Annotated in this window: 10 protein-coding genes; 6 read left to right on the top strand and 4 right to left on the bottom strand. The window is 41.8% G+C overall.

Features of this window, described 5'->3' with window-relative positions; translation table 11 throughout:
* Window positions 1–102 precede the first annotated feature (102 nt).
* On the bottom strand, window positions 103–939 hold the full coding sequence (locus tag A6J60_RS13095) for a pyruvate, water dikinase regulatory protein (protein ID WP_193778115.1): 837 nt from the start codon (window positions 937–939) through the stop codon (window positions 103–105).
* 975 nt (window positions 940–1,914) lie between these two features.
* Between A6J60_RS13095 and ppsA the strand changes: the two genes are divergently transcribed.
* The 3 genes from ppsA to rpsT all read left to right on the top strand — a co-directional run bounded on the left by ppsA (window position 1,915) and on the right by rpsT (window position 6,083).
* Window positions 1,915–4,311, top strand: a complete 2,397-nt coding sequence (gene ppsA / locus A6J60_RS13090) for a phosphoenolpyruvate synthase (protein WP_096066363.1) — start codon at window positions 1,915–1,917, stop codon at window positions 4,309–4,311.
* Window positions 4,312–4,488: 177 nt separating this feature from the next.
* Window positions 4,489–5,319, top strand: coding sequence for an RDD family protein (locus A6J60_RS13085; protein ID WP_096066362.1), 831 nt, complete (start codon window positions 4,489–4,491; stop codon window positions 5,317–5,319).
* Window positions 5,320–5,816: 497 nt separating this feature from the next.
* On the top strand, window positions 5,817–6,083 hold the full coding sequence (gene rpsT, locus A6J60_RS13080; protein ID WP_096066361.1) for a 30S ribosomal protein S20: 267 nt from the start codon (window positions 5,817–5,819) through the stop codon (window positions 6,081–6,083).
* Between the two features lie 147 nt (window positions 6,084–6,230).
* Here the strand turns inward: rpsT and A6J60_RS13075 are convergent, their stop codons facing one another.
* The 3 genes from A6J60_RS13075 to A6J60_RS13065 all read right to left on the bottom strand — a co-directional run bounded on the left by A6J60_RS13075 (window position 6,231) and on the right by A6J60_RS13065 (window position 8,292).
* Complete coding sequence (locus tag A6J60_RS13075) at window positions 6,231–6,935, bottom strand: histidine phosphatase family protein (RefSeq protein ID WP_096066602.1); 705 nt, start codon at window positions 6,933–6,935, stop codon at window positions 6,231–6,233.
* A gap of 163 nt (window positions 6,936–7,098) precedes the next feature.
* Window positions 7,099–7,806 (bottom strand): orotidine-5'-phosphate decarboxylase, encoded by a 708-nt coding sequence (gene pyrF, locus A6J60_RS13070; RefSeq protein ID WP_096066601.1) that lies wholly within the window; start codon window positions 7,804–7,806, stop codon window positions 7,099–7,101.
* Window positions 7,807–7,890: 84 nt separating this feature from the next.
* On the bottom strand, window positions 7,891–8,292 hold the full coding sequence (locus A6J60_RS13065) for a lipopolysaccharide assembly protein LapA domain-containing protein (protein ID WP_227526162.1): 402 nt from the start codon (window positions 8,290–8,292) through the stop codon (window positions 7,891–7,893).
* Between the two features lie 423 nt (window positions 8,293–8,715).
* Between A6J60_RS13065 and yajC the strand changes: the two genes are divergently transcribed.
* From yajC to secF, 3 genes are all read left to right on the top strand, one after another.
* Window positions 8,716–9,045 (top strand): preprotein translocase subunit YajC, encoded by a 330-nt coding sequence (gene yajC / locus A6J60_RS13060; protein ID WP_096066360.1) that lies wholly within the window; start codon window positions 8,716–8,718, stop codon window positions 9,043–9,045.
* 328 nt (window positions 9,046–9,373) lie between these two features.
* Entirely contained in the window at window positions 9,374–11,251 is a 1,878-nt protein-coding gene (gene secD, locus A6J60_RS13055) for a protein translocase subunit SecD (RefSeq protein ID WP_096066359.1), read from the top strand.
* 9 nt (window positions 11,252–11,260) lie between these two features.
* Window positions 11,261–12,532 (top strand): protein translocase subunit SecF, encoded by a 1,272-nt coding sequence (gene secF, locus A6J60_RS13050; protein ID WP_227526161.1) that lies wholly within the window; start codon window positions 11,261–11,263, stop codon window positions 12,530–12,532.
* The last annotated feature ends 107 nt before the right edge of the window (window positions 12,533–12,639 follow it).

Raw genomic sequence — 12,639 nt, 5'->3', positions numbered from 1 at the left:
TAGCGATGTTTTTTGTTTGATTCGAAACCTAACTTACGAAAATTAAAAGTTATTAATGAGTACTAATCAAAAATTAGAGCAGGCGGAATAATATTTATCTGCCTAACCAATGCGACGTTTTAAGCCAGTAATTTGTAAAATACGAGTTGCAATCTCTTCAACCGACATCTCAGAGACGTCTAAACTTGGAATATTCTGAGTCATATAAATGGCCTGAATCGCACGCTGCTCTTCCTCACATTGACGATAGCTGGCGTAACGACTGCCGGCACGACGCTCTTGTCTGATTTTTTGTAAACGCTCGGTATCAATGATTAAACCAAACAGTTTGTCTCTGTGTGGCTGCAACGCTTTAGGCAGCTGGTTATCGAACAAATCATCCTCTGTCAATGGATAGTTGGCCGCCCGAATACCAAACTGTAGCGCCAGATACAAAGAGGTCGGTGTTTTACCTGAGCGTGATACCCCAATCAAAATAATATCAGCCATATCATAATGTCGAGTACGAGCACCATCATCATTATCTAAGGCAAAATGTACCGCATCAATGCGCGACTTATAAGTCTCCGAGTCAACATCATCGTGCGCATGCCCTGAATGTCCATCAGGCTCTACCCCAATTTCATCAGTAATACGCCCAATTAAGCCCTCATACATATCTAAATTACAGGCCTGAGCGGAATTAATCACTTCGCGAATATCTGGATCGACAATGGTGTCGAATACCAACGGCAAAATACCGGTGCTCTGATAAGCCTGATTGATATGCGTTACTGCAGCTTGCGCCATCTCTATACTATCGACGTATGGAATGACTCGGGTTTCAAAAGGCACACTGGCAAACTGACTTAATATAGAACGTCCCAATGTCTCAGCAGTAATAGCCGTCCCATCAGAGATAAAAAAGGCCACACGCAGTACTTGCGGTGTATCATCTATGGCTAGAGCACTTCGATTCTGGATGGTCGGTTTTGCAGACAGGGTATTAATTAGGTTTTCCATAAATGTCCTTAGGATGCATCGCTGGGTTCGATGCTAATAAGATTTAGACGCTTAGTTCGCACTAGGCTATTCATCTATTTATTAATCAGTCTATTAAATGCTGAGTGAGGATAGATTAATACTTTATTCTATAGCCGCCTAGTCCAAAGTCAAGCATATTGAATTTAGCGTGAATGTTGCTTTAAGCAAGACGATTGCTTTAGTTATCGCTGTTGCCTTGAACTTAATAAAAGCACAAATAGTTACAAATAGTTAAAAGCACAATTAGCTTAATATAATAAATGTGCTTTACAGATTAATTTCATCGCTGCTACAATTGTGACAGATTCACTACTAATGTGTGCTGTATTTGTACTTTGATTTTAGACTTTAGTTGCTCAAAACCTATTCACTACTCTGCTGTTTAGCTAAATAACTGTCATCGCTAATGGCAATATGACATTCAAGCTAGCATTCAACTTCCCATCGCCAATGATTGATTTTATTTCTAAATAACTGATCTATATTTAATAAAATCGAACAATCCCCTCTAATCATCCACCATAAATAAAATAAATACATCATATTTAGCAAATAATTAGTTCTTTTTTGATAAGGCGTAACCCCCTCAAAACCCGCTCTTGCCATTTTTGTCACGTGGACGTTCAATTAATATAAATGTTATAGTCTCGGCACATCCAATTACCGTAGATGGCAACCGTTTGGGCGTTTAATTTATTTAGCGCAATTTTCTCTATGATGCCATAATACTTTTAGTGTTTTAGCAGCATTGTACGAAGATACTTTTGCAACACTGCTTACTTACAATTTCACTTGTAATTAACTCGCAGTGCAAAATGGTAAGCACCCATACACAAACTACTCAAATAGCGGTATAATTCGAAAAAAATAACCTTATTTCCTGGAGTTATCATGACAACACCGCAAGTTATTACCCTTGACAAGTTAGGCAAAAATGACGTCGAAACCGTAGGCGGTAAAAATGCCTCACTAGGCGAGATGATCAGCCACTTATCAGATCTTGGGGTTAGTGTTCCTGGCGGTTTCGCCACAACTGCCGCAGCATTTAATAACTTTCTGACTGAAACTGGGCTTTTAGACAAAATCAACGACGAGCTAAAAAACTTAGACGTTGATGATGTTAAAAAACTAACGGAAACTGGTGAAAAAATCCGTAACTGGATTATCGAACAAGAATTACCAGAATCTTTAGAAAAAGAAATCCGTGAAGCCTTTGACGTCATGAGTGGCGGTGAAGATATCGCTGTTGCTGTACGCTCATCAGCAACTGCAGAAGATTTACCTGATGCTTCTTTCGCAGGTCAGCAAGAGACCTACCTAAACATTCGTGGTATTGATAACGTATTAATCGCTATCAAAGAAGTATTCTCATCACTATATAACGACCGTGCGATTGCTTACCGTGTTCACCAAGGCTTTGAGCACGCAGGCGTTGCCCTATCTGCTGGTATTCAGCGTATGGTTCGCTCAGAAACCGGCGCTTCTGGTGTTATGTTCACGCTAGACACTGAAAGTGGTTTTGATGAAGTAGTATTCATCACTTCAAGCTACGGTCTAGGCGAAATGGTTGTACAGGGTGCGGTTAACCCAGATGAGTTCTACCTATCAAAAGCTCTATTAGCGGAAAACAAGCCTGCTGTTATTCGTCGTAACTTAGGCAGCAAGCACCAAAAAATGATCTACGGTGAAGAAGGTAGCACCACGCGTTCAGTTAAAGTAGTTGAAGTTGAGAAGCAAGATCGTAACCAATTCTCACTAACTACTGAAGAGCTTAACGAACTAGCCAAACAAGCGCTTGTTATCGAAAAACACTATGGCCAGCCAATGGATATTGAGTGGGCTAAAGATGGCGATACCAATGAGCTATTCATCGTTCAAGCACGTCCTGAAACCGTTAAGAGCCGTCAGGACCGTAACGTTATGGAACGTTACTTAATCCAAAGCAAAGACGCTAAAGTATTGTGTGAAGGTCGCTCTATCGGTCAACGTGTTGGCGCTGGTAAAGTTAGAATCGTTAACAGCATCCATGAAATGGACAAAGTTGAAGTTGGTGACGTATTGGTCTCTGATATGACTGACCCAGATTGGGAACCTGTCATGAAGCGTGCATCTGCTATTATCACCAACCGTGGTGGTCGTACTTGTCACGCTGCCATTATTGCACGTGAGCTAGGCGTACCTGCTATCGTTGGTTGTGGTAACGCAACTGAAGTATTATCAGATGGCCAAGAAGTGACTGTATCATGTGCTGAAGGTGATACTGGCTTTATCTACGAAGGCATTCTTGACTTTGAAGTGAAGAGCAGCTCTATTGATGCGATGCCAGAGTTACCGTTCAAAATTATGATGAACGTGGGTAACCCAGATCGTGCCTTCTCGTTCACTCAAATTCCAAACGCAGGTGTTGGTCTAGCACGCTTAGAGTTCATCATTAACCGTATGATCGGTGTGCATCCTAAAGCACTATTAAACATGAACACCTTGCCACGTGAAGTGTCACAAGCTATTAAAGAGCGTATCTCAGGTTATGCTTCTCCAGTAGATTTCTACGTAGACAAGTTAGTTGAAGGTATCTCAACTCTAGCCGTTGCGTTCAGAGAGCAACCTGTTATTGTGCGTATGTCTGATTTTAAATCAAACGAATACGCTAACCTGATCGGCGGTAAATTATACGAGCCATCAGAAGAAAACCCAATGCTTGGTTTCCGTGGTGCCAGCCGCTATGTTTCTGAAACTTTCCGTGACTGTTTCGATCTTGAGTGCCGTGCATTAAAACGTGTACGTGACGAAATGGGCTTAACCAACGTTCAAATTATGATTCCATTCGTTCGCACTACGAAAGAAGCGAAAGAAGTGGTAGAAATCCTTGAAACTAACGGTCTAAAACGTGGTGAAAACGGCCTTAAGTTAATCATGATGTGTGAGCTGCCAACCAACGCTCTATTAGCAGATGAATTCTTAGAGCACTTCGATGGCTTCTCTATCGGTTCAAACGACTTAACTCAGTTAACACTAGGTCTTGACCGTGACTCAGGCATTGTTTCACACTTATTTGATGAGCGTGATGAAGCGGTTAAGAAACTGTTATCAATGGCAATTGCAGCGTGTCACAAACAAGGCAAATACGTTGGTATCTGTGGTCAAGGTCCATCAGACCATCCAGATCTAGCTTACTGGTTAATGGAGCAAGGTATTAGCTCTGTGTCATTAAACCCAGACTCAGTACTAGACACTTGGATGTTCTTAGCTGATGATGCCAATGCCAATGGCAAAGCTGAAGTTAAATAGCTAGTTAAATAAGCAGACTAAATAAAGTAAATAGGCAGTGACTTTAAGTTTTGTCTATTTACTTTGAGCAGCGACCACAATTATCAAGCTATATTGATTATTGTGGTCGTTTTCATTTATGATAAAAGCTAATCGACATATTATCTGACGTTGTACTTTTAAAAGGTTGTTATCTACATGCAGATTTTCCTCGCTAGAAACGGCGTACAAGCTGGTCCATATACACTCACTGAGCTTAACAATATGCTTGCTACACAGCAGGTAGCATTGACTGACCTTATGTGGCATGAGGGTATGGAACAGTGGGTACCTGTGGGCGAAATGACTCACGGTCAATATAACTACAATCCAAACGCAAAGACAGATCCTGACAGAAAACGTACTACCGTTGCAGAGCTATATGGTCAGCAGCCGTCCAGTAGCAGTCCTTCTTCATCTACTTCTCCATTCAGTACTGCAACACCAAGCACGCAGCAACGACAAAATGTATTGTCTAAAGCTACGGCAACTTATCCGCTAGCCAGTATTGCCAGCCGTGTATTGGCTGGTTTAATTGATGCTTTATTGTTTATAGCTTGTTATATTCCATTTTTATCGGGCATAAACTACGATTTTGCAAAAATTACCGCCACTAATGGCGATATGGAAAAAATGACTCAATTGGCCCTGTCGGTGCCTGAGCATCTAAGTTCAATAACTTCGATTATGTTTTTGGCCCTCTTTACCATTCAGCTGCTATTGCTTTTAAGACGTGGCCAGACACTAGGTAAATTGCTTAACGGTATTCGTATTGTGGATGAGCAGTCCAAAAAGCTAGCTTCAGCTACTAATGTTATTTTATTACGCAGCGTGGTTACCTCTGCTTTATATCTAATCCCTATGATAGGCACGATGATTATGTTAGCAGATTTTGTAGTTATGACATTAAATAAACAGCGCCGCAGCATTCACGATAAAATTGCTAAAACGATAGTAGTAAAAGCCGACTCAAAACAATTAGAAAAGTAATTAGTTCTTTATAAATTGCATTTAAAGCTGTTTATTGGACCAAAATCGCCTCATTTAAGCAGTTTGTATTGTAATTACAGCATTTTTTTGCTAAAATTACCGGCTTTAAATTGCACACAAATATAATATTCCAAATTTGTGTTAATGACGATTTTGATACTAAATTTTATACCTCGGCTTTTAACGCTTACCCAATAAACAATGCGTACGCAATGAATAGCCTGGCTATAAAATGATGGTTGTAAACTGGCTGCTTATACCAAGTATCACAGTCGTCACTATAGCTAACTTAAGCTAGCCAATGGATAGTCTCAGATCCATAATGGCTAAAGTAGGCAAACATCATATCATCTAGCGTTAGATTGATACGTTTTGTGTAAATTTATAAATATAATTTTGCGTCAATCAGTTTTTACTATAAACTATTGATTTTTATATTCATCAGTAATTATTACTGAGTCCTAATTTAGTAATTAAACTCTACCAAGGAGACATCTGTGGCTAACACTGCACAAGCTCGTAAACGCGCTCGTCAAAACACTACTCGTCGTCAACACGCTGCATCACAGCGTTCAATGATCCGTACTTTCATCAAAAAAGTAGATGCCGCTATCGCAGCTGGTGACTACGAAGCAGCGACTGCCGCTTATAACAAAGCAGTACCTGTTATTGATCGTATGGCTGACAAAGGCGTTATCCATAAGAACAAAGCTGCTCGTCATAAGAGCCGTTATAACAAAGCAATCAAAGCACTTAAAGCTTAATTATTTAAGCCTAAGTCTGTTTTAATTAACGGACTGCGATGATTCAAAAAAACCCCTAGCTTATGAAGTTAGGGGTTTTTTAATGTCTATCTATTTTATAAATAGCGCTTAAATTTATAACCAGCCGCTTAAATTTATAATTAGCAATTAAAGGGTATTGGTCGCAACCTGAAAATGCTCGCCACGCCAAATAAAGTTCGCCGTTGATTCTTCAAATGGCTTATCATCAAACCAAACAAACATACCTTCCATCATCTTAGGCCAATCATCCCAGCTAATGATGCCTGCTTGGCGCATTACACCCAAGAAAGCCGCTAATAGCGTGTCATGGCTAACGGCCAATGCTAAGTGGCCAGGATCAGGCTGTGAGTCATATAATAACGACAACAGATCTAAACCGCCTTGCCTAGCCGGCTTAGTGCTGTCTAGTTCATCTTTCAAGAATGCATTGATGAAATTCAGCGCACCTATCTGTTTAAACACCATATTGGCTTTGAAAGGATTGGTGACTAAGCTTCCAGGCTCAACTAATAAAGGCTCATGAGTAATCGGTTGATCTACACCTGCGCCCTCTTGCATCAGCTGCGCTGTATTGACACAGCGCCCAATGGGACTGGCGATACTTTGAGTATCTAGGGAATATGACAGATGATTGCCCAACCACTGCCCCCATGATTTTGCCAAAACCCGCCCTTTTGGCGTTAACGGTAAATCATAACTGGCAAAACCTTGACCATTTGAGCGTTCACGCAATGAATGTCTGGTAAACAGCAACATACGCTCATTGCTATTGGGTAAATACTTGACTGACTGTATCATGCTCTCTGGCAAATGAGCGGGGGTTGGTGGCATCGCATGTAAGCGCTTAGGCAATGCTGATACTTTCGCGCCAACAACAGCGCTAGTATCAACAGAGTCCCCGCCCGCACCCTGAGTATTGGTGCTGAGCGGGTTTTGGTTATTAAATGTGCTGGGTTGCTTAGTATGATTTGTCATTACTGGTTGAATGCTTTTATCATGACGCTTGACGTAAGCTGGCTAATATCGATGCCATCTTGTCAGTAGGATTAGCGGCTTGCGTAATTGAACGACCGATCACTAAGTAATCTGAGCCATTTTGCATCGCCTGCTCTGGTGTACAGATGCGCTTTTGATCATCTGCTGAGTCCTCTAACGTGCGGATACCTGGAGTGACTAATGCAAACTCATCACCACACAGCTGCTTTAATCGCTGCGCCTCTTGAGCTGAGCAGACGACACCATCTAAGCCTGCTTGCTTAGTTAATAACGCCAAGCGCTCTACTTGCTGTGGCAATGCTGTCGTTATACCGATGCCATCTAACGCCTGCTGTGACATTGAGGTAAGCACAGTAACGGCAATCAGTAAGGTATCATGACCGGCATCAACTAGGCGCTGCTTAGAGGTCTGCATCGCCTCAAGTCCGGCACTGGCATGAACGTTCACCATCCACACACCCATGTCAGCAGCCGCTAATACCGCTTGCGCTGTAGTATTGGGAATGTCATGAAACTTAAGATCTAAGAATACCTCAAAGCCTCTAGAGTGTAGTTGATCAATAATCTGTGGCCCGCAGCGAGTGAAAAGCTCTTTGCCTACTTTTACTCGGCACAATGCTGGATCTAATTGATCGGCTAGACTTAAAGCCTCTGTCATTGACGCCTTATCAAGCGCCACAATAATTGGTGAATTAGGACGCGTCATTTGATCCTGCCCATTGTGAGTCGATGAAGGTGATTGGGTCGATTGCAAGTCTTGAGACACAATATCTCCTAAATTTATAAAAAACTAGCGAATGGTATTATGGCTATCAGAAACATCAGTACGCGGCTGGTTTGGCGTTGGTGATTGTAGTTCACTGTCAACAAAGACTGTTTTGTCAGCTTGGTTTGCTAATGAATGACGCTCAATCTCTACCGTCGCTTGAGTCAGCTCTTCTTTTAAACGTCTGTTTTCTTTGTTTAAGCGACCAATCTCCCATTTGTTTTGTAATACTTTAAACAGTAATAAAGCCAATAACATACCGATTAGCACGCCCAGACCGATACATAGGATAAGCAATAGACCCAAGTTCATCTCTGGTGCTTGAGAGAATAGTAAATTAACAGCCACTTCACTGCTATTCACCAAAACCAAGCCTAAAGAATAGCCAAAGATTACAAACAATAAAATCATTAAAACAAAACGCATGATGGCCTCTATTTGGATAACTGGTTGAAAAAATTGTGAGTTATTGTCTTGATTATAGCGTTTAATGAGGGGTTGTCGCTAGCATTCATTTAATGGCGTCCCTAAATAAGCGGCTGTTTGATTGATAATTGCGGTGAAATAATGCGTTGTATTACAACTAATAGTTATCAAGGGGCCTTTTTTTTGATACTATGCGTGTTAAATTATAATGCCTCTATCTATAGATACTAATAACCAAACTGTTTATTTATAATTTATTATATAATAATGCTTTTTTCATGCGTTTATCCTGTCATACCTAATTGTTTTGGTATGACTGTATTATTTTGCGATAACGGTATAATGCATGGCGAAACAATTAATCTTTTTTAATAATACTTATTTTATTGATAAAAGTAAGACTGCAAACTTTAAGGAAATTTTATGCTTTTATTTATTCAAGCAGCCCATGCCGCTCCAGAACAAGGTGGATCGGCTATGATCATGCAATGGATATTCCCATTGGCCATCTTCGCTATTTTTTACTTCTTAGTGATTAGACCACAATCAAAACGTGCAAAAGAGCACCGTAACATGGTTGACGCGCTAACTGTCGGCAATGAAGTTATCTTTGCTGGTGGCCTTATGGGCAAAATCAAATCAATTGATGGTGATTATGCGGTTGTTAGCTTAAATGACAGAAATGACGTCATGATTCAGCGTGCTTCTGTGATTTCAGTATTACCAAATGGCACAATGGATGGCCTACTATAATAGGCTAAGCTTTTACAGCTAAATCCTAGAATAAGCCATTTAATTTACAATTAGTTTAACTCAAACCAAACTTATTTAGGTTTGGTTTGATGGCTTAAAACTTTGATTATTATTAAGAGCACGTGTATTTATTCAGTTATTAACCACGTGCTTTTTAGTCTTGTACTCTTTAATATAATGACAGTGCACCCTATATATACATCAGACTAAACAGACGCCAAAAGTCGTTCATTCATAGATTAACGGCAACTCGGCGCCCTACTTTTTATCTGTAAACGTCTGCTCATAGCACTCAACTGTTTACCTTCCCTCAAGTGAAGAAGCTACTATGCATTACCCCGCCTGGAAATATTTCTTAATCGTCACCGTTCTCATCATTGCAGGTCTATACGCCCTGCCAAATTTATATCCTGATGAGCCCGCGGTGCAAATAACAAGTGCCTCAGCAGGTACTGAGCTGACCGAAGAGGTACTCAATCAATCAACTCAGCTGTTAGATGACGCTGGTATTGCCTATCATGACCCGACTTTTGCAGATAACAGTGCATTAGTCCGAGTTCAAAATGGCGCTGATCAACGTAAAGCACAAGAAGTATTGCGCCAGCAGCTTGGCAATGACTATGTTGTGGCGTTAAACCTTGCGCAAACTACACCCGATTGGTTACGTAGTATAGGTGCCAAGCCGTTAAAGCTTGGTCTTGACTTACGAGGCGGTGTGCGCTTTGTGCTTGAAGTTGATATGAACAAAGCACTGGATCAACGTTTAAAAACAGCCAGTAGTGAAGTACGCAGCAGCTTACGTAGCGAACGTGTGCCACTAAAAAGCATCAATGTCGTCGATCAAAGCCTAGTGCTGCACTTTAACGACACTGAGCTGCGCGACAAGGCACAACGCGTTATCCAGCGTGACCAAGGCACTCAGTTCAATTTACAAGCGTTAATGGACGACCAGGGCCCTGTATTGCGCCTAGAATATAATGAAGCCACGTTAGCAGAGATTAATAAATACGCCGTAGGACAAAACTTAACGACACTACGTAATCGTATCTCTGAGCTTGGTGTGTCTGAAGCATTGGTTCAGTCTCAAGGCAGTAACCGTATTGTTGTTGAGCTACCTGGTGTACAAGATACCGCAGAAGCGAAACGTGTATTAGGTCGTACAGCTAACCTTGAGTTCCGTCTGGTCGCCGATGAGAATGCAACCTACGATGGTGGTATCCCACCAGCAGGTACCGAAGCCTTCCCATATATGACTTTAGATGGTCCGCCGTCACTATTGATTCGTCAACCAATCTTAACTGGTGAGCGTGTACAAGGCGCAACTTCTGGTCTTGATGAAAATGGTGCGCCTGAGGTTAATATTACCTTGGATACGGCCGGCGGTAAGCTGATGCAAAATGCCACCAAAAATGCGGTTGGTAAGCAGATGGCGGTATTGTTTATTGAAAACAAACAAAAAGTCAGCTACGAAGAAGATCCAGAAACTGGTGAAGTGGTTGAAACCCGCACACCGTATGCTGAAACTAAGATTATTAGCCAAGCCAACATCCAAGCTGTCTTAGGCTCAAGCTTCCGTATTACAGGCTTGAACAGTAACGCTGAAGCTGGCGAACTAGCATTGCTATTACGCTCAGGTGCGTTGGCTGCGCCAATGTACTTCGTTGAAGAACGCACCATTGGTCCATCACTGGGTCAGCAAAACATCGATGACGGCTTATTCTCTACTAAGGTAGGCTATTTATTGGTGTTCTTGTTTATGATTGTGTTCTATCGCTTATTTGGGGTGATTGCGAACGTCGCATTGGCCTTTAACTTGGTCATCATGGTCGCGGTACTGTCAATCTTAGGCGCTTCGTTAACGCTGCCTGGTATTGCGGGTATTGTATTGACCATTGGTATGGCGGTTGACGCCAACGTACTTATCTTCGAGCGAATACGCGAAGAGCTTTCTGAAGGATCACGGCCTAAGTCAGCCATTGTTGCCGGTTTTGATCGTGCCTTTAGTAGTATTTTTGACGGTAACGTGACAACCCTACTGGTTGCTATTATCTTATTCTCAATCGGCTCAGGCCCGATTAAAGGGTTTGCTATTACCCTAGCCATTGGTATTTTAAGCTCGCTATTTACCGCGATTATCGTGACGCGTGCTTTGGTGCAACTGGTTTATGGCAATCGTAAATCTGTCAAAAAATTGAGCATAGGCTAGGAGAGAATAATGTCTAATAACAACTCGAATGAAAATCCAAACAATAACAATCCAAACACGCCTGATAGCTCAAAACCTGCCTACTATGAAGGCGGTCGCCCTCGTCGTCGTGGTCCTCGTCGTGATGGTAAAGGTAATGCGCCAACTCGCCGTCGTACTGGCACAGAAGCAGATGAAAGCAGCACAGCGTTAACCCATAGCCAAGACACGGCTCATAAGGAACCAATCAGCAGTAACGGCTATGATGCTGAAGTTGCCGATAATGAGGCATATGATGCGTCATTGTTTGAAGAAGATGATGCTGCCCTAGCTGAAGGTGGTATTAAAGCAGTTGGTGACAAGCGCATTATTCCATTCATGAAGATTGAAAAGCCAATGGCTATTTTATCTATCATCTTGGTATTGGTTAGTATTGGCGCCCTATTCATCAATGGCTTAAATTTAGGCTTAGACTTCACCGGCGGTGTGTCTGCTGATGTTGAATACGAACAGCCGGTTGAGCAAGTTGAGGTAATCAGCTCACTTGAAAATGCAGGCTTCGATGATGCGGTTGTGCAGTATCTAGGTGGTACCACCGAGCTATTGGTTCGCTTGCCGCCTCAGTCTGATAACGTTGAGGGTCTTAATGACAGCCTAAAACAAGCACTAGATTTACCTAATAATGAAGCGACTATTAGTAGCGTCAACATTATTGGTAGCCAAGTCGGTAGCGAAGTTTATGTCAGCTCGTTAATCGCCATTGCAACTGCATTGGGTATGATGATGCTGTATGTTGGTGTTCGCTTCCAGTTTAAATTGGCCATTGGTGCTCTATTAGCACTGGTGCATGATGCCATCGTGACTTTAGGTGTGTTTGCTTTATTCCAGTTCCCGTTTGATTTGACGGTACTGGCAGCCATCTTGGCATTAATTGGTTATTCATTAAACGATACCATCGTTGTCTATGACCGTATCCGTGAGAACTTCCGCCGGGTGCGTGATGCGTCTCCAGTACAGATTGTCAACTTATCATTGACTGAGACATTACGTCGTACCATTATGACCATCTCAACTGTATTGGTTGTGGTATTAGCGATGTTATTCTTAGGCGGTGCTGGTCTATTCTGGTTCTCGGTCGCCTTCTTCATTGGTCTGATTGCCGGTACCTATTCATCAACCTATATTTCAAGCTCAATTCCACTAGCAATGGGCTTGTCTCGTGATGACTTCGTAGTGAAAATCAAACCTGAATTCCAAGAAGAAGTGGTTAGCTTTAACGATCCTAAATCTTTTGAAGACTAAGATTATAAAGGCTAAGGGCTTGAACAGACTAACCCTCTAATCTATCACTGATTTTAAAATAAAAGCACCTTAGGGTGCTTTTATTCGTTTTAGCAAATACACTGTTA

The sequence above is a fragment of the Psychrobacter sp. FDAARGOS_221 genome (assembly GCF_002313155.2).
Taxonomy (GTDB): Bacteria; Pseudomonadota; Gammaproteobacteria; order Pseudomonadales; family Moraxellaceae; genus Psychrobacter.
This window is presented reverse-complemented; position numbering and strand designations above follow the sequence as displayed.